Consider the following 21,888-nt stretch of genomic DNA (forward strand, 5'->3'; position numbering starts at 1 on the left):
CGATCGGCGATTTGTGAACAACTCGTTTCAGGGGGCTTATCGGGACGAGGCGTCCACTCGCTACTGTGCTGGGCATGGCGATCTCCGAGGCGACCCCCGCACCCCCGTCGGGCCCCGTTCCCGCGACTCCGATCCTGCAACCCCTGTCGCCCGGCGACCGTGGCGATGCCCTCCCCTACGTGCCGGCGACACTCGCCACGACCCTGTGGGGGCGCTTGCCCTGCGCCTCCGACGAGCCCGTGCTCACGATCGACCCGGGCACGGCCGTCCTCATCGACACCCTCAGCCACGAGGGCGTGCTCGACGACCAGGGCCGTGATCCTCGGGCCTTCTTCGCCCGCCACGGGGTGCCCCCCGAGCACGTGCTCGACGACGCGGTCGCCCTGGCCGCCGCGAGCGACGACCAGCACGGTCGCGATCCGGGTGCCGACGGCCCGCACGTCGTGACGGGCCCCATCGCGATCCGCGGTGCCCAGCCCGGCGACGTCGTCACGATGACCCTGCTCGACGCGACACCTCGCGTGCCGTACGGCGTCATCTCCAACCGCCACGGTCGCGGGGCCCTCGCCGGCGAGTTCCCGCTCGGCGCCGATCCGGTCAGCGTCTTCGCGGCCGTCGACCACGAACCCGACGGCTCCCTGGTCGGCACGTTGCCGCTCGTGCCCGGTGCCGGCCACACGGTGCGGTTCCCGCTGCACCCGTTCCTCGGCATCATGGGGGTCGCCGTCGCGGGCGACGAGCGACCGCACTCGGTGCCACCGGGTCCTCACGGGGGCAACGTCGACATCGCCCTCCTGACCGAGGGTGCGTCCCTGCACCTGCCGGTCCAGGTGCCCGGGGCGCTCGCCTACGTCGGCGACCCGCACTTCGCCCAGGGCGACGGCGAGGTCGCGCTCACCGCGATGGAGGCCAGCCTGCGCGTGACCGTCCGGTTCGACCTGGTGCCGCGCGCCGAGGCCGTGGCGATGTTCGGCGAGATCTCCGGGCCGCTCGCCAAGACCGCCGAGTCGCTGGTGCCGACCGGCCTCGACGAAGACCTCGACGAGGCGGTCCGCGCCTGCGTCCGAGCGGCGATCGACCTGCTCGAGGCCCGCTACGGCATGGACCGCAGCCTCGCCTACGCCTACCTCTCGGCGGCGACCGACTTCGACATCTCGCAGGTCGTCGACCTCGTCAAGGGCGTCCACGCCCGCATCCGCAAGGCGGACTTCGGTGGCTGACGCGACGCCCACCGACCTGCTCGGCCCCGAGGAGGCGCGGGTCGGCTCGGGCACCGTCCCCACCTCGGTCGAAGGCGAGCTGCCCGACGGCCTGCTCGAGGCGTTCGACGCCTACGAGCGCGCACTCGCCGCCGACGACCAGGCCGCGCTCGCCGCGGCCTTCGAACCGACCGCCACCGTCATGCGCGCCGACGCCGGTGGGCTGCTGGTGGGGCACGACGCGATCACGGCCTTCCGGGCGAGGCGCGGGTCCGGCCCTGTGCGACGGGTGGTCGAGTGCCACGTCCAGGTCGTCACCGCCGACGTGGCGACCGTCGTGTCGGTCAACGCCCCGGCCGCCGGGGGTCGTGGTGTCGTCACGCAGCTCTGGCGCCGCGATCCGGATGCCGGCCCGGGGGGTGCCCGCTCCTGGCGGATCGCCTCGGCCCAGGTGCAGGCGTCGCCGCCGGCGATCGACCGCCGGGTCTGGCGGGTCGTGGGCGAGCCGCTCGTCTCGGGAAGCCGAGGGGACGACCCGACCGGCACGGCGCCTCCTGCCCTCTCGGGCGAGACGGTCGCCGTGAAGGACTTGTTCGCGGTCGCAGGCCACGCGATCGGGGCCGGCGTGCCTGCCCGGCTCGCGGGTGCGGCCCCCGAGTCCCGGCACGCGGCCGCGGTGCAGCACCTGCTCGACGCCGGGGCCGACCTGCGCGGCATCGCGCAGACCGACGAGTTCGCGTACAGCATCGCCGGACGCAACTCGGCCTACGGCACCCCTCCCAACCCGGCCGTGCCGGGTGCGATCCCCGGCGGCTCGACCAGTGGCCCGGCGGCGGCCGTGGCCCTCGGGCAGGTGAGCATCGCCCTGGGCACCGACACCGGCGGATCGCTCCGCGTGCCCGCGTCCTACCAGGGGCTCTGGGGCATCCGCACCACCCACGGGGCGGTCGATCGCGCCGGGCTGCTCCCGCTCGCGCCGAGCTTCGACACGGTCGGCTGGCTGACCCGCGAGGTCGACACCCTCCGTCGGGCGGCCCGGGCATCGCTGCCCCTGGCCGACCAGGTGTCGGTCGAGCCGTCGTACGTCGTCGATCCGCGGGTGCTCGCGACGGTCGAGCCCGGCGTGCGCGCCGAGTTCGTGAGGGCTCTCGACGAGGCGACCGCCGCGGGGCGGGTCGAGCGTCCCGAGGAGGTCGTGCTGGGCGACGTCGCCCACCTCTTCGAGCTGTTCCGCGTGCTGCAGGCCTTCGAGGCCTGGCAGTCCGACGGCGACTGGATCACCGAGCACCCGGGCGAGCTCGCCGCCGACGTGTCGGCCCGCTTCGCGTTCGGCGCGACGGTCTCGCCCGGGCAGGCCGAGGAGGCGCGGGTCGCCCTCGGCCACGAACGTCGTCGTCTCGAGGCCCTGCTCGACGGCCGGGTGCTGCTCCTGCCCAGCGCGTCCTCGGCCGCGCCCGCGCTCGGTGCGACCGCTGCCGAGGTGGACGCCGTGCGCTCGGCGACCCTCGGGCTGACCTGCATCGCCGGCGTGCTCGGCGCCCCCGCCGTGTCGGCGCCGGTCCTCGAGGTGCCGCTCGCCTCCGGGCGGAGCGCGCCCGTCGGGCTGTGCCTCGTGGGCCCCCGCGGGGCGGACCTGTCCCTGCTCGATCTCGCGGCGACCTGGGCGACCTGATGCCCGCCCCGGCCTGTGCCCGACGAGTTCACCTGGTTGAAACACGGGTTGCGTAGGGTGGGACGGGTGAAACGCGTCTTCCAGCCGATCGACCCGCCCGCCCGCCTCCTGATGGGCCCCGGCCCGATCAACGCCGATCCCCGGGTGCTCCGCGCGATGTCGGCGCAGCTCGTGGGGCAGTACGACCCGGCCATGACCGCCTACATGGACGAGACCCAGGCGCTCTACCGCGAGGTGTTCCAGACCTCGAACGAGCAGACCCTGCTCGTCGACGGAACCTCGCGCGCCGGCATCGAGGCCTCGCTCGTGTCGCTGATCGAACCGGGCGACAAGGTGCTCGTGCCCGTCTTCGGTCGCTTCGGCCACCTCCTGCGCGAGATCGCGGAGCGCTGCGGGGCCGAGGTCCACGTCATCGAGGTGCCCTGGGGCCAGGTCTTCCCGCTCGAGACCATCGTCGAGGCGATCGAGCGCGTCCAGCCGAAGCTGCTCGCGGTCGTGCACGGCGACACCTCGACGACGGTCGCCCAGCCCCTCGAGGGGCTCGGCGAGGTCTGCGCCCGTCACGGCGTGCTGTTCTACACCGACGTCACGGCGTCGATCGTCGGCAACGCCTTCCGCACCGACGAGCTCGGCCTCGACGCCGTCAGCGCCGGCCTGCAGAAGTGCCTCGGCGGCCCCTCGGGCTCGTCTCCCGTCACCTACGGCGAACGGGCGGTCGAGGTCATCCGGGCCCGCACGTCGATCGAGGCGGGCATCCGCACCGACGGCGACACGACCAGCAGCCGACGCATCGCGTCGAACTACTTCGACCTCGCGATGATCTTCGACTACTGGGGTCCTCAGCGCCTCAACCACCACACCGAGGCGACCACCATGCTCTGGGGCGCCCGCGAGTGCGCCCGCCTCGTCGTCGACGAGGGCGTCGACGCCGTGGTGGCACGACACGAGCTGCACGGCCGCGCGATGCTTGCCGGGGTGCAGGGGCTCGGCCTCGAGACGTTCGGCGACCTCGTGCACAAGATGAACAACGTGGTCGCCGTGGTCATCCCCGACGGGGTCGACGGCGACCGGGTGCGCGGTGCCCTGCTCACCGACTTCGGCATCGAGATCGGCACCTCGTTCGGCCCGCTGCACGGCAAGGTCTGGCGCATCGGCACGATGGGCTACAACGCCCGTCGCGACACCGTGCTCACGACGCTCGCCGCGCTCGAGGCCGTGCTCCGCCGCGAGGGCGCACCGATCACGAGCGGGGGCGGCGTCGGGGCCGCGTACGACGTCTACCTCGACGCCGACCGGGCAGGAGGCGCGGCGTGAGCGACGAGGCCCGCCTCGTCCTCGAACGCTGCGACGCCCTGGCCGCGGTCTCGAGCAGCCCCACCGGCATCGAGCGCGTGTACCTCTCGCCTGAGCACGCCCGGGTGAACGCGATGGCCGGCGAGTGGATGCGACGGGCCGGCATGACCACCTGGCAGGACGCGGCCGGCAACCAGCGCGGCCGCTACGAGGGCACCGAGCCCGGCCTGCCCGCCCTGCTGCTCGGCTCGCACCTCGACACGGTGCCCGACGCCGGACGCTACGACGGCATCCTCGGCGTGCTGCTCGGCATCGCCCTGGTCGCGCGGCTCGAGGCGTCCGGCACCCGTCTGCCGTTCGCGATCGAGGTCCTCGCCTTCGGCGACGAAGAGGGCACCCGTTTCGGCACCGCCCTGCTCGGTTCCCGCGCGGTCGCCGGCACCTGGCTGCCCGAGTGGTGGTCCCTGGCCGACGCGTCCGGCACGACGCTGCGCGAGGCCTTCGTGGCGTTCGGTCTCGACCCCGACCGGGTCGGCGAGGCCGCCTACGAACCGGCCGACGTGATCGGCTACCTCGAGACCCACATCGAGCAGGGCCCCTACCTCGAGGAGGCCGACCGGGCGCTCGCCGTCGTCTCGTCGATCGCCGGGGCACGACGTTTCGAGCTGACGCTGACCGGGGTCGCCGGTCACGCGGGGGGCGTCCCGTTCCACCGTCGGCACGACGCGCTCGCCGGGGCCAGCGAGATCGTCCTCGCGGTCGAGCGACTGGCCCGAGAGGCCGACTGCATCGCCACGGTGGGTCGCCTGCAGGCGTTCCCCGGCGGCGTCAACGTCATCCCCGGGCTCGTCGAGTTCAGCCTCGACCTCCGCGGCGAGCGCGACGACCGACGCGACGAGGTCTGGGCCGGCATCCAGGCCGTCGCGGCCGAGGTCGGCGAGCGTCGAGGGCTGACCCTCTCGGTGGACGAGACCCACCGCGCGCCGGCCGTGGTGGCCTCACCGCGCCTCCGCGGGTTCGTCCGCGACGGCATCGTCGCGACCGGCGACACCGACCCGATGGTGCTGTTCTCGAAGGCCGGGCACGACGCCATGGCCGTCGCCGAGCTGACCGGGTGGGCCATGCTGTTCGTCCGATGCGGCAACGGCGGCATCAGCCACCACCCCGACGAGATCGTCTCGATCGACGACGTGGCCGTCGCGCTCGACGCCTTCGAGACCGCCGTGCACGCGGTGGCGGCGGCGCACCCGGTCGCGGCGCGGGCGTCCGCGTGAGCGGCCGCCGCGGAGACGGTGCTCACGGCGACGACACGCACGGCGATGTCGCCGCTGCCACCGCTGCCGCCGGCGCGGACGCGGCCGAGGGTGAAGGAGGCGCGGGCCCGGTCGAGGGGGCGGGCATCCGTGACCGCATCGACTCGGGCTACGGCCGCCTCTCGCCGCAGGAACAGCGAGCGGCCGACTTCATCCTCGACCACCTGGACGATCTCGCCGTCTACACCGCCACCGAGATCGCCGAGCAGAGCGGCGTCTCGAAGGCGACGGTGTCGCGGCTGTTCCGGCGGCTCGGCTTCACCGACGCGCAAGAGGTGCGCGACCAGGCGAGGGCGTCGCGCAGCCGTGGCGTCCCGGTCGGGCCGACCCGCGCCTCCGGTGGGCTCGCCGAGCACGCCGAGGCCGAACGTCACAACCTCGACGTGATGCTCTCGGGGCTCTCCGACGGCCGACTCGAGCGTGCCGCGGCGTTGGTCGCCGGGGCCGAGCGGGTCGTTGTGGCCGGGTTCCGCAACAGCTACCCGGTGGCGCTCCACCTGCGGCAGCAGCTGGTCCAGGCGCGGGACGACGTGCGCGTGGCGCCGCAGCCGGGCCAGTCCATCGGCGAAGAGCTGGTCGGGCTCGGGGCGCGCGACGTCGTCGTCCTGGTGGGGTTCCGTCGTCGGCCGGCCGGGTTCGCCGGCGTGCTGTCGTCCCTGGCTGCGCGCGGCGTGCCCGTGGTGCTCGTGGCCGATCCGTCGCTGCGTGGCGTCGACGTGACGGTGAGGCTCGACTGCCCGGTCGAGACCCCTGCCCCGTTCGACAGCTACGCGAGCGCGATGAGCCTGGCCGCCCTGCTGGCCGGGGCGGTGCTGACCGAGACCGTGCGCGCCGGCCGGCCCGAGGGTGGCCGCAGCCGCGTCGCCGAGATCACCGAGCTGTACGCCGAGCTGTCCGAGCTCGAATGAGCCTGACGTCAGCTCACGGGGCTGACCTCACGACCTCGGCTCGCGTCCAGAGTGGCCTGGGCCGGGTGGGTGGCACGCCGGGCGGCCGGGCGGCGGGGCGGCCTGCTCGGTGCCTCGCGGGTTCGCCCGGGCGCTATGTTGTCGGACGGAAACACCGGTCTCGGCTCGAGCGGTGGGGGTGACGAGAGGCGACGAGATGAACGAGATCGTGACGACGCGGCGGACGATCGGGGCATTGGTGGCCACGGCGGCGCTGACCGCCGTGTTCTGCACGTCGATCCCCGTATCCGCCCGGGCTGCGGAAAGCGACGCGGTCGTCGTCCGTGTCGCCGGCGACGACCGTTTCTCGACGGCCGTCCGCATCAGTCAGAGCGTCTTCTCGGACGACGAGACGCCCGTCGAGCCCGTCGGGCCTGCGATCGACAGGACCCGGGAGGCGCGGGTCGTCTACCTCGCCTCGGGACGCGGTTTCGCGGACGCCCTGAGTGCCGCCCCCGCGGCCGCACACCTCGGCGGGCCGTTGCTCTTGTCCGACACGACTGAGGTGCCGGCGGTCGTCCTCGCCGAGATCGCGCGGCTCGACCCCGAACGCGTCGTCGTGGTCGGTGGCGAGACGTCGCTCTCGCCCCGGGTCGTCGACCAGGTCGAGCGCGTCGTTCCCGGCGCCACCGTCGACCGTGTGTTCGGAGCGGACCGCTTCGCCACGTCGCGCGCCATCTCGATCGACGCGTTCGTGGACGACACCTGGCAGGCGCCGGCCGTCGGGAGGCCGCGAGACGTCATCTCCCTCTACGACCCCGCCGACCACACCGGCTACGACGTCAGCTTCGACGACGGAGCGCTCTTCGTCGCCACGGGTCGATCGTTCCCCGACGCCCTCGCGGCCTCGGCCGCTGCCGGCGCCCACGACATGCCACTCATCCTCGTACCCGGAGAAGCACCGTCACTCGACGAGCCGACCCGAGACCTCATCGCCGCCGTCGATCCGGGCTACCTGTATCCGGTCGGCGGTCCCGCGGTCATGAGCCAGGGCATCGTCGACGACCTGAGACGCGTCGCGCCCGTCGACGGCACGGCCCATGAAGTGGAGAGGCTGTCGGGTGGCGACCGCTACGAGACCTCGCACTGGACAGGGTCGACCGCTTTCTCGACGCACTGGGGACTGCCCTACGGCGTCGACCACTTCACCGAGACGAGCGTCTTCGTGGCGAACGGGGAGAACTTCCCCGACGCCCTGGCCGGTGCTGCCGCTGCGGGGTACCTGCGCCAACCCCTCTTCACGTCGCGCGCCGCGTGCATGCCCAGCGCGACGTACCATGCCGTGGACTTCCAGCAACCCGACGAGGTCGTGCTGCTCGGCGGTCCGTCCGCCCTCGCAGATCGGGTCGCGGACCTCAGCCGGCTCTGCTGACCGGGATCGCGCGCGTCGCCATGACCGGGGCCGGCGGCCGGCACGAGCCGGACGGCCCCGTGCTGTGTCGTCAGCGGCGCAGCACCGGCCCGTGACCCGGCAGCACCACCCGTGCCCCTCGGTCGACCAGCCGCCCGTAGGTGCGGCCCGCCTCGGCGAGGTCGGAGTGGAAGATCGGGTGCAGCATCTGCACGCCGTCGAGCCGTGAGGTCGGGTGGCCGGTGACAAGGGCGTCGCCCGTGATCAGGACGTCGTCGTCGGGTAGCGCGAAGACGGTGTGCCCGGGGGTGTGACCGACCGCGGCCGTCGGCACGACACGGTGACCGCTGAACGTGCGCGACGCCCCGAGGTCGAGCGGCACGACGTCGGTCACGGCCACGTCGCCCAGGCCTCCGGCGCGCACCGCGTGCAGCACCCAGCGGGCGAACCGCGGCTTGTACAGGTGCGGCAGGACGTCGCCGACGGTGACCTGGTGCAGCTGCTCGCGGGTCACGTTCGGCACCTCGGCGTGCGCCGCGAAGACCTCGAAGCCGTGCCGCCGACGCAGGGCCGAGACGGTGCCGATGTGGTCGCTGTGCCCGTGCGTCACGAGCACCGACGTGAGCCGGGCGTCACCGGCGCCCGTCGCCGACGCCACGGCCCGGAGCGACGACTCCACCAGCTCGAGGTCGGCCGGGTAGCCGGCGTCGACCAGCGTCAGGGTGCCGTCGCCCGCGAGGATCGTCCAGTTCGACGCGGGACCCTCGACGAAGTGCACGCCCGGTGCGACCTCGACGGGAGCCGCCGCCTTCGTCGGACTCACGCCGCGACCTCGGCGAAGGCGCTGGGGCCGCCCCTCACGAGGCGACCCCGGTGTCGGGACGGACGAGCAACCGCGCAGGAGGCGCGCTCGGCCCCGCCAGCCGGCCGCCCACCCACGTCGCCGCGACCTCGCCGAACAGGCGTGCGTCGTCGTACGCGGTCACGGGGTTGCGGTGCGAGAGGTCGTCGACGTCGATCGTCACGGGCGTCTCGGGGGCGAAGGCGACGAGGTCGGCGTCGGCGCCGACCGAGATCCGCCCCTTCGTCGGCAGGCCGACGAGCGCCGCCGTGCCCCGGGACATCCATCCGACGACGGCCTCGAGGGGGATGCCGCGCTGCCGTGCCCCGGTCCACACGGCGCGGAAGCTCAGCTCGAGGCCCGAGATGCCGCCCCACGCCACGTCGAAGTCGCCGTGTGCGGCGTCGGGGCCGCCGGCGAACTTGAGCTCGCGGGTCGACGGCGAGTGGTCGCTCGCGACGACGTCGATCGTGCCGTCGACCAGCGCCTGCCAGAGCAGTTCGCGGTTGGCCTCGCCGCGGATCGGCGGGCAGCACTTGAACTGCGTCGCCCCGTCGCCGATGTGCTCGGCGTCGAAGGTCAGGTAGTGCGGGCAGGTCTCGACCGTGAGCCGCAGCCCCTCGGCCTTGGCCGCCCGGATGGTGTCGAGCGCCGTCGCCGACGAGAGGTGCAGCACGTGGGCGCGTCCACCCGTGGCGCGCAGGGCGTCGACCACGTGCTCGATCGCCGTGCGCTCGACCACGTCGGGACGCGAGCGGACGAACGCCTCGTAGGCCGCGCCTCCTGCTGCGGGCACCTCGGGCACCTCGGTCGGGGAGGCCGCGGCGGCGTCGAGGCCGTCGGGGTCCTCGGCGTGCACGATCAGCAGACCGTCGAAGACCGCCAGTTCGGCCATCGCCTGGTGCAGCTGCTCGGTCGACAGGTGCGGGAACTCGTCGACCCCCGACGGTGACAGGAAGGCCTTGAACCCGAAGACGCCGGCCTCGTGCAGGGCCCGCAGGTCTCCCGTGCCGAGGTTCGCAGGGATCGCCCCGCCCCAGAACCCGACGTCGACGACCGACTGGGGGCCCGCGGCGGCGCGCTTCTGCTCGAGGGCCTCGACGGTCGTCGTCGGCGGGATGCTGTTGAGGGGCATGTCGACGATCGTCGTGACGCCCCCGGCGGCGGCGGCACGGGTCGCCGTCGCGAAGCCCTCCCACTCGGTGCGTCCGGGCTCGTTGACGTGCACGTGGCTGTCGACGACGCCGGGCAGCAGCACCTGGTCGTCGGGCAGGGTCACGTCGACGGTGGCGTCGACCTCGTCGGTGAGGCCGCCGATCGCGACGACGCGGCCGTCACGGATGGAGACGCTCGCCTCGCGCCAGACGCCGTCGACCCAGGCGCGACGGGCCCGGACGACCAGGTCGTGCCGCACGGCGTCAGCCACGGGTCGCCCCGGCCGTCGCCGCGGCCGCGGCCGCCTCGGCCTCGCGCGCCTCGAGCTCCCTGCGTCGCTCGCGCAGGAGGTGCCCGGTCAGGGCGACCAGCAGCGTCAGCCCGCCGGCGACGCCCATGCCCACGCCGATGTGCACCTGCAGCAGCAGGGCACCGACGGCCGCACCGGCGAGGATGAGCACCACGGCGAGCACGCGCCGGGGGAAGTTCTTGCCCGTGCCGCCGGCGAGCTTCGACTCGGACGCGAGCCCGACGATGGTCGACGTGACCACCACGGTCGTGACGTCGGCCACGGCGATCTTGCGCGCGGCGGCGGCCTGCAGCCCCATCGCGGCGCCCAGCAGGCCGGTGATCGTGAAGGCCCACGGCGTGTTCTCTTCGGGCACGACGAAGAAGGTCGAGATGCCGAGGCCGAGCAGCACGCCGCCGGTCACGCCGAACGAGGTCGTGCTGCGGCCCGACCACCCGGCACGGCCGCCGCGCAGCACCCGGCCGCCGATCGCCGCTCCGAGCAGGAACGCGGCGAGGGCCACGATCGGGCCCACGATCGGCAGACCGTCGGCCTGGGCGATGGCCATGCCGAGGATGACCACGTTGCCGGTCATGTTCGCGGTGAACACCCGGTCGAGGCCGAGGTAGCCGACGGCGTCGATGATGCCGGTGGTGAACGTCAGCGTCAGCATCATGACGAGGTGCATGCGCGCCTGGTTGCGGCGGAACTTCTTCACGGGGGTCCTCAGGTGCTCGGCGCCGGGGCACGGCGGGGCGGGCGAGTACGGCGACGTCGGCGCATCGGTTCTGCCGTCGATCGTATTGTCGCGGCTCGCTCGCACGCGAACCCCGGGCCGCGCCTGTGGATGAGAGGAGCCGCGCCTGTGGACGCGAGGAGCCGTGCCCGGGGACGAGAGGAGGCGCGGGCGAGGGCACCCAGGACGGACCGGCTCAGCGGCGGTGGACGACCAGGGTGTCGGCGAGGCCGGCCGTCGCGTCGGCTGCCACCGTGCCGGTGCGGGCGAAGTCGGCCCAGATCTGGCGCACCTTTCGGCCGCGGCGGTCGACGTCCTCCCAGTCGGTGGTGCCGACCAGGCGGGTGTGCGCCCAGGCCTCGCGGCCGCCGAGCAGCAGCGGCAGCTCGGTGATGTGGGCGGCGCCGAACGCCGTGCCCTCGGGCTCCCAGGTGAACTCGAACGTCGAGACGCGCCCGCCCGCGGCGCGGTGCCGCTCGGCGAAGGCCCGACCGGCCCGGTGGTAGACGGCCTTCGTCGTGGCGTCGATCATCAGGCGTCGGATCGCCCGGCCGACCACGGGCAGGCCGAACATCCGCTGCAGCAGGGGGGAGAACTCGGCGAACACCGCGGTCTCGTCGGCCGTCGCGCCGATCAGCAGGTCGATCTCGGGCGCGACCTCGCGCCACGCGGCGTCGGCGGCGGACTCGGTCGGCAGCGGTGCCCGCCCGTACTGCAGCCCGAAGGCCATGCCGCCGCGCAGGCCGAAGCGCTTCGCCGCCCGCTCGGCCACGGACTGCCCGGCGAGCAGCTCGTCGAGCGGAGCGTCCTTGCGGGGCGTGCCCACCGCCTCCGTCATCGCCTTCACCATGCGGCTGCGGCCGCGCACGATGCCGAGCGGGGCGCTCTGCACGATGGCCCGGGCGAAGAGCCCCCGGGCGCCCTCGCTGATCATCAGGTGCGCGATCGCGTCGCCGCCGGCCGACTGGCCGAACAGGGTGATGCGGCTCGAGTCGCCCCCGAACGCCTCGATCGTCTCGTGCACCCAGCGGACGGCCGCGAGCTGGTCGAGCAGTCCGAGGTTGGCGGGCAGCTCGTCGCCGACGCCGAAGAAACCGAGCATGCCCAGCCGGTAGGTCACGGTGACGACGATCACGCGCTGCTCGGCGACGAGGGCGCGCGGGTCGTAGACGCGCAGGTCGCCCGCCCCCGAGACGTACGAGCCGCCGTGGATCCACACCATGACCGGCACGCGCTCGTCGGCGAGGAGGTCGGCGGGCAGGGTGATCGAGAGGCGCTGGCAGTGCTCGTCGTCGACCATGCCGACGGCGGCGCCCTCGATCAGGGCGTCGAGCCCGGGCGACGCGACCTGCGGTGAGGCGGGGGCGCGGTCGAAGGCGAGCAGCGGGGAGGGCCAGGGTGCGACCGGACGCGGCGGCTCGAAGCGGTCGGCTTCGGCGTAGGGCACGCCGAGCACCCGCACGACCTCGCCGTCGACCCGACCCACGATGCGGCCCGACGGGGTGTCGAACTCGCGGCGGGCGGCGCGGTCGTCGGTGTCGACGACCGGTTCGCCGGGGGCGGTCGGCGTGCTGGCGGTGGGGCGGGGGGCGTCCTGGGTCACCCGACCATGGTGCCCCTCACCGCCCGTCTAGGCTCGCGGGATGACCGCCGACACCCCTCCCGCCCCCGGGTTCTACCGCCACTTCAAGGGCGGCCGTTACGAGGTGCTCGGCACCGCCCGCCACAGCGAGACCGACGAGCCGCTCGTCGTCTATCGCGCGCTCTACGGCGAGCAGGGCCTCTGGCTGCGGCCCCTCGCGGCCTGGTCCGAGCACGTGCGACGTGACGGGCACGACGGCCCGAGGTTCGCGCCCGAAGCCTGACCGGCCCACCCGGTGGCCGGTGCGCCCACCGTGCGGCGGTCGAGGGCGAGCCGAGGAGGCGCGGGGCGGGTCAGCGAAGTCACAGCCGGTTGATAGCCCCGCGGCCGGACACTCGGCTCATGAAGTTCTCACGTCGCTCCCAGCACCCCCAGGGTGCAGCCACAGACGGGGGCGTCGCGGACGACGCGACCCGCACCGCCGACCCGGCCGAGGCCGCGCCGCCCTCGGCCGTGCCGCCCGTGGCCGTGCTGCCCCCGGCCACGCTGCCCCCGGGCATGCTGATCGCGGGGGCCTGGGCCTGGCGCCTGCTCGCGGTCGCCGCGGCGCTGGCCGTGCTCTTCTGGCTGATCGCCACGCTCGAGGAGATCGTCGTGCCGCTGTTGATCGCGATCCTCGTGTCGGCGTTCCTGGTGCCGGTCGCGGGGTTCCTGCACCGGCACCGGTGGCCGCGGTGGCTCGCCATCGTGGCCGCGTTGCTGGCCGGGGTGGTCGTCGTCGGGGGCCTCGTGCTGCTCGCCGTGACGCAGATCCGGGCCGGACTGCCGCAGATCGAGAAGCAGTCCGTCGCGCAGTACGACCAGCTGACGACCCTGCTCCAGGGACCGCCGTTGAGCCTCACGAACGCCGACGTGACCGGCTACCTCAAGGACGCGCAGAACGCGCTGCAGACCGAGAGCAAGGCGATCCTCAGCGGCGTTCTGTCGATCGGCACCGCGGCCGGGCACCTGCTGGCCGGGGGACTGCTGACCCTGTTCGCCACGATCTTCCTGATGATCGACGGTCGCGGGGTCTGGGCCTGGACCGTCCGCCTCTTCCCGAAGGCGGCGCGCCCCGCCGTCGACGGGGCCGGCCAGGCCGGCTGGCACACGCTGACCTCGTTCGTCCGCGTGCAGATCGTCGTCGCCGCGGTCAACGCCGTCGGCATCGGCCTCATCGCGTTCTTCCTCGGGCTGCCGCTCGCCGTGCCGATCGCGATCCTCGTCTTCCTGGCGTCGTTCATCCCGGTCGTCGGGGCCATCGTGACCGGCGCGCTCGCCGTGATCGTCGCCCTCGTCTTCGCGGGGCCGGTCCAGGCCGTGGTCATGCTGGCCGGAGTGCTCGTCGTGCACCTGCTCGAGGCCCACGTGCTGCAGCCGCTGGTCATGGGTTCGGCCGTCCGCGTGCACCCGCTCGCGGTGGTCTTCGCCGTGGCGGGAGGGTCGTACGTGGCCGGCATCCCGGGCGCGCTCTTCGCCGTGCCGACGGTCGCCGTGCTGAACGTGATGGTCAAGTACGTGGCGACGGGGGCCTGGCGTCGAACTCGCGTCGCGGAGGACCTCGTGGCGGCACCCGAGGCGTCGTGATCGCGAGCCGCTGACCTGCCCGGCCCGCGCCTCCTTCGCTCGGATGAGGGAGGCGCGAGCCGATGTCATCCGCTGGGATGATGCGCCGGACTGCCCGGTTCGACAGTGCATTGTGTGGTTCTACTCAGGAAGTCTCTGCATACTCGTCACTTCGCCCGGGCGCGTGCGCCCCTCCCGACCGAGTCCCGACTCGGCAGGGCAGCTGCGGCGGACGAGTCGAGGCCCCACGGCCTCGCGAGACCGACACCGACCTGTCACGGCTTCCCCCGCCTCTGCCGCGGGGTCCCGCCGCCCCGAGCGCCCCGCGCCCGTGCGGCACCGCCGTGTGCGCCCTGCCCGAACGGAGGCGCGGGTCGGCCGAGCACGAGGACCACATGACCCCCGAGAACACCCCTGCCTCCGGCGCGGACGCCGCGGCCGCCGCCGAGGCTCCCGCCACGCGCCGCTCGCTCTCCGCCGGACGCCGTCGCACCGCCCGTCGTCGCCTCTCGCTGATCGGTGGCGTCGCCGCGGTCGCCCTCGTCACGGGCACCGGCTTCGCGGTCACCTCGATGTCGGCCGCCGGTGCCGACACCATCTCGGCCGAGCAGCACGCCGCCGACGTCAAGCAGCAGAAGGCGGACATCGCCACCTCGTTGGCCCAGGCCAAGGCGCGCTCGACGATCCAGATCGCGAACCAGGTCGTGGCCTCGACCTCGAGCCGGACCGACGCCAGCGACTTGCAGACCCAGGTCGCCTCCCTGGCCGACTACGAGAAGCTCGACGCCTCGACGCTGAACGACCGCGTCGAGAAGACCGCGCTCTCGGCGCAGACCGTCCAGTCCGCCGCCGCCGAGGCCGACCGACAGGCCGCTGCCGCCGCCGCTGCCGCGCAGGCCGCCGCAGAGGCCCAGGCCGCCGCCGAGGCGAAGGCCGCCGCCGACGCCGCGGCCGCCGCCGAGGCCGCCCGCGCCGCCGCCGACAACTCGGTCGACGGGGCCAAGGCCACGGCCCAGTCCCTCGCGTCGTCCCAGTACGGCTGGGGCAGCGACCAGTTCTCGTGCCTCGTCTCGCTCTGGACGAAGGAGTCGGGCTGGAACTACAAGGCCTACAACCCCAGCGGCGCGACCGGCATCCCGCAGGCGCTGCCCGGCAGCAAGATGGCCTCGGCCGGGAGCGACTGGGCCACGAGCGCCAAGACCCAGATCACCTGGGGGCTCGGCTACATCAAGTCGGTCTACGGCACCCCCTGCGGCGCCTGGTCGCACTCGCAGTCCGTCAACTGGTACTGAGCGGGTCGGCCCGGGCTCGGGTCGCACCGCCTGCCGGACGTCGCACCGCGGAGATCCGCGGTGCGACGTTCAGTTCGTGGTGCGATGCGACGCCACGGGGGCGCACTGCCGCGCCACGGGCCTGCACTGCCGCGACACGGGGGCGCACCGCCGCGCCACGGGGGCGCGACCGCTAGTTCTGCGGGGGGATCGTCTGCCGGTCGGTGGGCTTGTCGGTGGTGACCGGTGTGGGACGCGGGCTCGGGCTGGTCGGGCCCGGCGAGGGGGTCACGATGCCGTCGGTGGGAGGCGCGGGCGCCGGTGTCGGGCTCTCGGGCGTCGCCGACGGGCTGACGCTCGGGCTGACGGTCACCACGGGGTCGCCGTCGTCGTCGCTGCAGGCCGTCAGCAGCCCCGAGACGAGCAGGACCGTCGCCGCGGTCACCCCCGTGCGAGCAGTGGTCGTGAGCAGCGTCCGCGTCGTCGTCCCCATGTCGGGAGCCTACGCGCGGCGGGTTCCGTGCATCGAGGGATGCCGGCCCGACGTCACCCGGGTCAGACCGCGCCCACCAGCGTCCACGCCCCGCCGTCGCGGCGCGTCACGCGTCCCTGGACCACGTCGGCCAGCTCGCCCACGGTCGCCTCGACGACGGCCCCGATGCGGTGCGCGGGCTCGTCGGCGGCACATTCGTAGCGCACCACCAACCGCGGCTCACCGCGCACGAGCGTGACGTCACTGGCCTCGACGGTCGTCAACCCGGCCGCACTCGCAGCGGCCGCGGGCAGCACCGAATCGGGCCGCACCCCGGGGCGCAGGGTGCCGACGGTGAGCGTGACGCGGTACGAGGGCATGCGCTCATCCAACCCGCCACCACCGACATCGAGCGACGGTCCCAGCAGGGTCGCAGCCGCTTCACGGCGGACCCCGAAACACGTTCGACTCACGACCGTGCCACCCTCTGGTCATGAAGCGCACCGCGTCCGCCCGGCTCGAGTTCGACGTCGACGGCCCCGCCGAGTTCGTCCTGTCGATCGCCGCCTCCCGCGCCTACGCCGCGCCCGACGCGGTGGCGCAGGTCGGCACCGCCCGCATCACCGAGGAGGCGCTGGCCGTCACCCAGCACGGCGCACCCCTCGAGATCCGCGAGCTGCACGACCACCACGGCACCCTCCTCCACCTGTGCGAGGTCGGGGCCGGCCGGGTCACCGTCGACTACCGGGTCGTCGTCGACGGACGACTCGACGAGCCCGCCGTCGACGACCTCGACCTCGTGCGCTACCGGCGCCCCAGCCGCTACTGCGAGTCGGACACGCTCAGCCCGACCGCCCGCGCCGAGTTCGGCGGGCTCGAGGGGCGCGAGCTGCTCGCCGCGGTCGCGACGTGGGTCGGCTCGCACCTCGCCTACGTGCCCGGGGCCAGCGCGCCGACCGACGGCGCGGTGCAGACCCTGCTCGACCGGCAGGGCGTCTGCCGCGACTACGCGCACCTCGTGATCGCCCTGCTGCGGGGGCTCGACGTTCCCGCGCGGCTCGTCAGCGTCTACGCCCCGGGCCTGTCCCCGATGGACTTCCACGCCGTGGCCGAGGCCTTCGTCGACGGTGCCTGGCACGTGGTCGACGCGACCGGGCTGGCCCCGCGTCAGACGCTCCTGCGCATCGCGACCGGACGGGACGCCTCCGACACCGCGTTCCTCTCGAGCCACGGCGGCCGCGTCACGGTCGCGGGGATGCAGGTGGGAGCCGTCGCCGACGAGCTGCCGCGCGACGACGTGAGCACCTTCGTCAGCCTCGGATGACCGCCCGCCGGCACCGCGCCTCCTGCACTCGCGCCGCCCCTGCCTGCCGCCCCGCCCTGGCCCCGACCCACTCCGCCACGAAGTAAACACGCCGCCACACGATCGCGTGGCGGATCGTTCACCTCGTGGCGGCGTGCGCGAGGCGGCGTGCGCCTGCCGGGTCCGGCTCAGTCCTCGCGGTGCGCCAGCTTCGCGCCCTCGCGCGCGCGGACGGCGGGCTCGTTCTGGTGGACGCCTGCGGGCCAGGACGTCGGTCCGGCCGACCCCGCCGGGTACTCGTCGATCGCGACCTCGCCGGTCTTCCAGGCCTTGACGACGGGGGCGACGATGCGCCACCCCTCCTCCGCCGAATCGCCGCGCACCGAGAGCGTCGGGTCGTCGTCGAGGATGCCCTCGAGCACCTCGCCGTAGGCCGTCAGGTCGGCCGCGCCGAAGTCGGCGTGCAGGGAGGCGCGCGACAGGTCGTACGAGTCGCCCGGGCCGTTGACGTTCAGCTCGAGCGACATCTCGTCGGGTGAGATCGCGATGCGCAGGCGGTCGGGGGTGCCTCCGCCGACGAACTCCTTCGGGACGTGGGTGGGCGGCCGGAACGTGATGACGATCTCGCGGCGACGCGAGGCCAGGGCCTTGCCGGAGCGCAGCAGGATCGGCACGCCGGCCCACCGCCAGTTCGCCACCTCGACGACGACCTCGGCCAGCGTCTCGGTCTCGAGCGACGCGTCCACGCCGTCCTCGTCGACGTAGGCGGGCAGGGTGCGGCCGTCCACCTCGCCCTTCCCGTAGCGGGCACGGCGGGAGTTCGCGACGGCGTCGTCGTCCCAGACGTGGGTCGCGCGCAGCACCAACTCCTTCTCGTCGCGCAGGTCGGCCGCGCCGAGCGTGGCGGGGGCGTTCATCGTCAGCACGGCCATCACCTGCAGCAGGTGGCTCTGGATCATGTCGACCATGGCGCCGGCGTGGTCGTAGTAGCGCGCGCGGTTCTCGAGGCCGAGTTCTTCGTCGTAGACGATCTCGATGCTCTCGACGTGCTGGTTGTTGAGCATGGGCTCGATCAGGCGGTTCGCGAACCGCAGGCCGAGCAGGTTGAGCACGGTCGAGCGGCCCAGGAAGTGGTCGACGCGGTGCACCTGGTCCTCGTGCACGAGCTTCAGCACCTCGCGGTTGAGCTTCTTCGCGCTGGCGAGGTCGGTGCCGAACGGCTTCTCGAGGGCGAGCGCCGTGCCCTCGGGCAGGTCGACCTCGCGGAGGGCGGCACAGGCCTTCTCGGTGATGGCCGGCGGCAGCGCGAAGTAGATGGACGGAGGCGCGTCACAGGCCTCGAGGAGGCCGCGGAGGCCGTCGGCCCCGGTCACGTCGGCCGTGACGTACGTGGTCGACTCGAGCAACGCGTCGACGGCGGGGCCGCTCGCGTGGACGCTGTCGAACGACGTCTTCACGCGTGCCTTCCACTCGGCATCGGTGTACTCCTCGACGCCGGCGCCGATCAGCTGCACGCGCCGGGGCGGCTCGATCGACAACAGGCCGCCGAGGCCGGGCATCAGGAGGCGCGCGGCGAGGTCCCCGCTCGCGCCCAGGATCAACAGGGTCGCCGGCTCGGGGGCCTTCTTCTCGCTCATGCCGTGAACGGTAGTGGGCCGCGCCCGGCCGCGCCCGGGAGGGGGTGCCACGGACCGCCTCGGAGCACCCGGCGTACCGTCCACGCCATGAGCGACCAGACCTACACCGCCCGCTTCGTCGGCCACGACGAGACCACCACCGAAGAACTCACCCTCATCGACGGGCTGCCGCAGAAGAGCGTCACGCGTCCCGGGGCCTCCGACGGCGAGGACCTGATGTGGGAGCTCGACGACGACGCCAGCGAGGGCGGCGAGTACGTCTACCGCTCCCTCGGCGTCTCGGGCCACGACTACAGCTGACCCACCCGCGGTCGGCACCACCCGCGGTCCGCACCGCCCGCGGTCCGCACCACCCGCGGTCCGCACCACCCGATGGGCGTCGCACCGCCTGATGAACATCGCACCGCCGAAGTGGGCGGTGCGATGCTCAGTCGGCGGTGCGACATCCGTCCGGCGGTGCGATGCCCGCCCGGCGATGCGGCATCGGTCCGGGCAGGTGCCGGCTGCATCACCTTGGCGGGGGAGGCGCGGGACGCCACCCTGCCCTTAGCCTCGTCGGCATGTGGTTGCTGCTGTGGCTCGTGGTGCTCGTCTTCGGGGCCGCCCTCACGACGAACGCGACGGCGCGAGAACTCGCGGCCGTCGGCGACCGGCGGTTCCCGTGGTGGCGGCAGTCGCCGCACACGCCAGCGGGCCTCCGGTGGGGGCGCGGGCTCGGCACGGGCATGACCCTGCTGGGAGTCTTCGGCATCCGCGAGACCACCGACCTCGGCTTCTCGACCGTGGTCGTCTTCCTTGCCGTGGCCGCCGCCCAATGTGGTCAGATCGCCTGGCACAACCGTCGCGTCGCCCGTCTCTCCGACGTCGAGTCCGGCACTGCCGACGCCTCGGCCTCGCGTCGGTCCTCCTGACCCGGCCGGCGCCGCCAGCGCGCCCGGCGCGGGCCGGGCCGCGGCCGCTCGGCCCCGGCGGGTCAGGCGCGGCGGGTGGGGCGCACCGAGACGACCTCGGCGGTCGCCCCGTGCGGCAGGTCGACCACGAGCCGCACCGCGTCCGCGACGGACTGCGGTTCGAGGTAGAGCGACGTGTCGTACGTGCCGCCCTCGGCCGTGACCAACTCGTGCTGCATGTCGGTGTCGACGCGGCCCGGGTGCACCGAGCTGACCCGGACGCCGTGCGGACGTTCCTCCTCGCGCAGGGCGTCGGTCAGCGCGCGCAGGGCGAACTTGCTCGCCGCGTAGGTGCTGCCGTCGGCCCCTGCCGTGAACCCCGAGCCGCTGTTGATCGACACGACCGTGCCCTGCACCGCCCGCAGCGCCGGCAGCAGCTGCCGCGTCACCTCGGCGACGGCGAACACGTTGACCTCGAAGACGCGCCGCCAGTCGTCGCGCTCCGTGTCGGCGACGGCGCGCCCGCCGATGACACCGGCCGCGTGCACCAGCACGTCGAGTCCGTCGAGCGGCGGCACCGTGAGGGCCGGGCCCGAGAGGTCCGCGGCCCACGCCGTCGCGGACGGGAGGTCGGCGGTGATCGCCCGCAGCGCCTCCTCGTCCCGTCCGTGGACGATCACGTGGTGGGTGCGGGCGAGGTCTCGGACGACGGCGAGGCCGATGCCCCGCGAGCCCCCGGTGACGAGTGCGGTCTTCATCGGACCAGTCTGCCGGTCCCGCGGGCCGCCGGTCGGCCCGGTCGGCCGCCGGGCCGGTCGCCGGTCAGGCCAGCGGGTCGTGGCCCCAGTTCATGAGCGACCAGCGCCACTTCGTGTCGGTGACGTCGCCCGAGGGGCGCTGCTTCGAGTGCCGCGCGACGTAGCCGTGGACCTTCTCCATGTGCTTCCAGTCGGCGTCGGTCAGGTCGGCCTTCTTCTTCTCGAGGATGCGCACGATGTGCCGGCCGCTCTCGTGCCCGACGGACTCGCCGCCGTCCTTCTGCCCCACCTCGCGCGACTCGTCGGTGTCGAGCCACTCGCGCAGCGTCGAGGCCGTCATGTTCACGTCGTCGTGGAACTCGTCCCAGGTCTGCTGTCGTCCGTCGTCTGCCATGCGACGAGCCAAGCACGCCCCGCGCCGCACCGCCCCGCTCCGCACCGCTCCGCCGGATCGACGAAGATGGCACGGTGCGCACCCTGACCGCCGGCACCGCCGCCCTGCTGCTCGCCGCCTCGCTCGCGGTCACGATGTCGTCGTGCTCGGCCGACGGGAACAACCCGACGGTCGCGCCGCAGGCGAAGATCCCGGCAGGGCTCGCGGTCGAGGGCTACGCCATAGCCTCACCCGACGCGACGACGGCCGCCGTCGAGGCGCTCGACCGCAGCGGGTCGGCGATCGACACGGTCGGCGTCTCGGGCGTCGCGATCACGACCGGCGGGGCCGGGGTCGCACCGAGCGACGAGTCCGCCAACTCCCTCCGCGAGGCCGCCCAGTCGGCGGGCGGGAAGGCCGAGCTGCTCGTCGTCAACGCGGGCCAGGACGGCTTCAGCGGTGAGCTCGCGTCGCAACTGCTGTCGAGCCGGGCCAACCGCGAGTTCGTCGTGTCGGGCCTCACGGGAGAAGTCGTCAACGGCGGCTGGGACGGCGTCCAGATCGACTTCGAGTCGCTCTCGGCCGCGGACGCCCCGGGACTGGTGGACTTCGCCGCCGAGCTCCGCGACGCCCTGCCCGACGACGCGAGCATCTCGATGGCCCTGCAGCCCAGCACCGACCCGGCGGGGTACGCGGACCTCGGCTACGACCTCGCCGCCCTGTCCGACTCCGTCGACCGGTTCGTGCTCATGGCCTACGACCAGCACGGCGCCGGGTTCAGCGAACCGGGGCCCGTCGGCGGCCTGCCCTGGGTCGGCGAGGTCCTCGACGCCGCACTCGAGTCCGTCCCGGCCGACCGCCTCGACCTCGGCGTCGCGGGGTACGGCTACCGGTGGACGGGCGACGGCACCGCAGGAGGCGCGCTGTCGGTCGCCGAGGCCCGCACCGCTGCGCAGTCCACGGGTTCGTGGGACGCCGACCAGGCCGAGTACACCGCCTCGCCCGGCGACGGCTCGACCCTCTGGTGGTCGGATGGTCGCTCGATCACCGCGCGCGCCGATCTGGCCGAGTCGAAGGGGCTCCACGGCGTCGCGATCTGGCAGCTGACGACGGGCGACCCGATCCGCCGCGGCTGACGTCCGGGCGACGCGCCGCGCTGCGGCCACGGATGCGGCTCGTGCCGGATCGCCGCCGGAGGGTG

Annotated in this window: 22 protein-coding genes; 13 read left to right on the plus strand and 9 right to left on the minus strand. The window is 73.9% G+C overall.

Annotated features, from left to right (window positions below; genetic code table 11):
• Positions 1–74 precede the first annotated feature (74 nt).
• From QRN23_RS01685 to QRN23_RS01710, 6 genes are all read left to right on the plus strand, one after another.
• Positions 75–1,220: an acetamidase/formamidase family protein gene (locus tag QRN23_RS01685; RefSeq protein ID WP_285062239.1), complete on the plus strand. Its 1,146-nt coding sequence runs from the start codon at positions 75–77 to the stop codon at positions 1,218–1,220.
• Positions 1,213–2,871 carry an AtzH-like domain-containing protein gene (locus QRN23_RS01690; RefSeq protein ID WP_285062240.1) on the plus strand — a complete coding sequence of 553 codons (1,659 nt, stop codon included), beginning with the start codon at positions 1,213–1,215 and terminating at the stop codon, positions 2,869–2,871. The genes QRN23_RS01685 and QRN23_RS01690 overlap by 8 nt, the downstream gene beginning before the upstream one ends.
• Positions 2,872–2,982: 111 nt before the next feature.
• Positions 2,983–4,185 carry a pyridoxal-phosphate-dependent aminotransferase family protein gene (locus QRN23_RS01695; RefSeq protein ID WP_502874806.1) on the plus strand — a complete coding sequence of 401 codons (1,203 nt, stop codon included), beginning with the start codon at positions 2,983–2,985 and terminating at the stop codon, positions 4,183–4,185.
• Entirely contained in the window at positions 4,182–5,438 is a 1,257-nt protein-coding gene (locus QRN23_RS01700; protein ID WP_285062243.1) for an allantoate amidohydrolase, read from the plus strand. The genes QRN23_RS01695 and QRN23_RS01700 overlap by 4 nt, the downstream gene beginning before the upstream one ends.
• Positions 5,435–6,385 carry a MurR/RpiR family transcriptional regulator gene (locus tag QRN23_RS01705; protein WP_233568466.1) on the plus strand — a complete coding sequence of 317 codons (951 nt, stop codon included), beginning with the start codon at positions 5,435–5,437 and terminating at the stop codon, positions 6,383–6,385. The genes QRN23_RS01700 and QRN23_RS01705 overlap by 4 nt, the downstream gene beginning before the upstream one ends.
• 196 nt (positions 6,386–6,581) lie before the next feature.
• Positions 6,582–7,796: a cell wall-binding repeat-containing protein gene (locus tag QRN23_RS01710; protein WP_157485186.1), complete on the plus strand. Its 1,215-nt coding sequence runs from the start codon at positions 6,582–6,584 to the stop codon at positions 7,794–7,796.
• 70 nt (positions 7,797–7,866) lie between these two features.
• On the opposite strand, the gene QRN23_RS01715 is transcribed toward QRN23_RS01710, so the two are convergent.
• The 4 genes from QRN23_RS01715 to QRN23_RS01730 all read right to left on the minus strand — a co-directional run bounded on the left by QRN23_RS01715 (position 7,867) and on the right by QRN23_RS01730 (position 12,399).
• Positions 7,867–8,598: an MBL fold metallo-hydrolase gene (locus QRN23_RS01715; protein ID WP_123571365.1), complete on the minus strand. Its 732-nt coding sequence runs from the start codon at positions 8,596–8,598 to the stop codon at positions 7,867–7,869.
• Positions 8,599–8,632: 34 nt separating this feature from the next.
• The gene (allB, locus tag QRN23_RS01720) at positions 8,633–10,042 is read right to left on the minus strand and encodes an allantoinase AllB (protein WP_285062248.1); all 1,410 of its coding nucleotides are present in this window, start codon (positions 10,040–10,042) and stop codon (positions 8,633–8,635) included.
• A complete protein-coding gene (locus QRN23_RS01725; protein WP_285062250.1) occupies positions 10,035–10,778 on the minus strand; it encodes a DUF1275 family protein in 744 nt (247 codons plus the stop codon). Before QRN23_RS01725 ends, allB begins: the two co-directional genes overlap by 8 nt.
• Before the next feature lie 214 nt (positions 10,779–10,992).
• A complete protein-coding gene (locus tag QRN23_RS01730) occupies positions 10,993–12,399 on the minus strand; it encodes a carboxylesterase family protein (RefSeq protein ID WP_082460074.1) in 1,407 nt (468 codons plus the stop codon).
• A gap of 40 nt (positions 12,400–12,439) precedes the next feature.
• On the opposite strand from QRN23_RS01730, the gene QRN23_RS01735 reads away from it, so the two are divergent.
• The 3 genes from QRN23_RS01735 (at position 12,440) to QRN23_RS01745 (ending at position 15,275) form a co-directional block, all read left to right on the plus strand.
• Positions 12,440–12,661, plus strand: coding sequence for a DUF1653 domain-containing protein (locus QRN23_RS01735; protein WP_285062252.1), 222 nt, complete (start codon positions 12,440–12,442; stop codon positions 12,659–12,661).
• Between the two features lie 119 nt (positions 12,662–12,780).
• Complete coding sequence (locus tag QRN23_RS01740) at positions 12,781–14,004, plus strand: AI-2E family transporter (RefSeq protein ID WP_236557055.1); 1,224 nt, start codon at positions 12,781–12,783, stop codon at positions 14,002–14,004.
• A gap of 374 nt (positions 14,005–14,378) precedes the next feature.
• A complete protein-coding gene (locus tag QRN23_RS01745) occupies positions 14,379–15,275 on the plus strand; it encodes an aggregation-promoting factor C-terminal-like domain-containing protein (RefSeq protein ID WP_285062255.1) in 897 nt (298 codons plus the stop codon).
• 172 nt (positions 15,276–15,447) lie between these two features.
• Here QRN23_RS01745 and QRN23_RS01750 read toward each other — a convergent pair whose 3' ends face one another.
• Complete coding sequence (locus QRN23_RS01750; RefSeq protein ID WP_285062256.1) at positions 15,448–15,747, minus strand: hypothetical protein; 300 nt, start codon at positions 15,745–15,747, stop codon at positions 15,448–15,450.
• Positions 15,748–15,809: 62 nt separating this feature from the next.
• Positions 15,810–16,106 (minus strand): hypothetical protein, encoded by a 297-nt coding sequence (locus QRN23_RS01755; RefSeq protein WP_043596776.1) that lies wholly within the window; start codon positions 16,104–16,106, stop codon positions 15,810–15,812.
• Positions 16,107–16,219: 113 nt separating this feature from the next.
• Here QRN23_RS01755 and QRN23_RS01760 point away from each other — a divergent pair, with 113 nt between their 5' ends.
• On the plus strand, positions 16,220–17,050 hold the full coding sequence (locus QRN23_RS01760) for a transglutaminase-like domain-containing protein (RefSeq protein ID WP_285062258.1): 831 nt from the start codon (positions 16,220–16,222) through the stop codon (positions 17,048–17,050).
• A 167-nt stretch (positions 17,051–17,217) separates the two neighbouring features.
• On the opposite strand, the gene QRN23_RS01765 is transcribed toward QRN23_RS01760, so the two are convergent.
• A complete protein-coding gene (locus QRN23_RS01765; RefSeq protein ID WP_285062260.1) occupies positions 17,218–18,666 on the minus strand; it encodes a glucose-6-phosphate dehydrogenase in 1,449 nt (482 codons plus the stop codon).
• Positions 18,667–18,753: 87 nt separating this feature from the next.
• Here QRN23_RS01765 and QRN23_RS01770 point away from each other — a divergent pair, with 87 nt between their 5' ends.
• Together QRN23_RS01770 and QRN23_RS01775 are read left to right on the plus strand one after the other, a co-directional pair.
• On the plus strand, positions 18,754–18,966 hold the full coding sequence (locus QRN23_RS01770; RefSeq protein ID WP_043596779.1) for a hypothetical protein: 213 nt from the start codon (positions 18,754–18,756) through the stop codon (positions 18,964–18,966).
• 260 nt (positions 18,967–19,226) lie between these two features.
• A complete protein-coding gene (locus tag QRN23_RS01775) occupies positions 19,227–19,577 on the plus strand; it encodes a hypothetical protein (protein WP_285062261.1) in 351 nt (116 codons plus the stop codon).
• A 62-nt stretch (positions 19,578–19,639) separates the two neighbouring features.
• Here QRN23_RS01775 and QRN23_RS01780 read toward each other — a convergent pair whose 3' ends face one another.
• Together QRN23_RS01780 and QRN23_RS01785 are read right to left on the minus strand one after the other, a co-directional pair.
• Positions 19,640–20,314: an SDR family oxidoreductase gene (locus tag QRN23_RS01780; RefSeq protein WP_285062262.1), complete on the minus strand. Its 675-nt coding sequence runs from the start codon at positions 20,312–20,314 to the stop codon at positions 19,640–19,642.
• Positions 20,315–20,378: 64 nt separating this feature from the next.
• Positions 20,379–20,708, minus strand: a complete 330-nt coding sequence (locus QRN23_RS01785; protein ID WP_056043833.1) for a DUF3140 domain-containing protein — start codon at positions 20,706–20,708, stop codon at positions 20,379–20,381.
• A gap of 74 nt (positions 20,709–20,782) precedes the next feature.
• Between QRN23_RS01785 and QRN23_RS01790 the strand changes: the two genes are divergently transcribed.
• A complete protein-coding gene (locus QRN23_RS01790) occupies positions 20,783–21,823 on the plus strand; it encodes a glycosyl hydrolase family 18 protein (protein WP_123571357.1) in 1,041 nt (346 codons plus the stop codon).
• Positions 21,824–21,888: the final 65 nt, after the last annotated feature.

The sequence above is a fragment of the Frigoribacterium sp. ME-P-080 genome, assembly GCF_030209595.1.
In the GTDB taxonomy this organism is placed as follows: Bacteria; Actinomycetota; Actinomycetes; order Actinomycetales; family Microbacteriaceae; genus Frigoribacterium.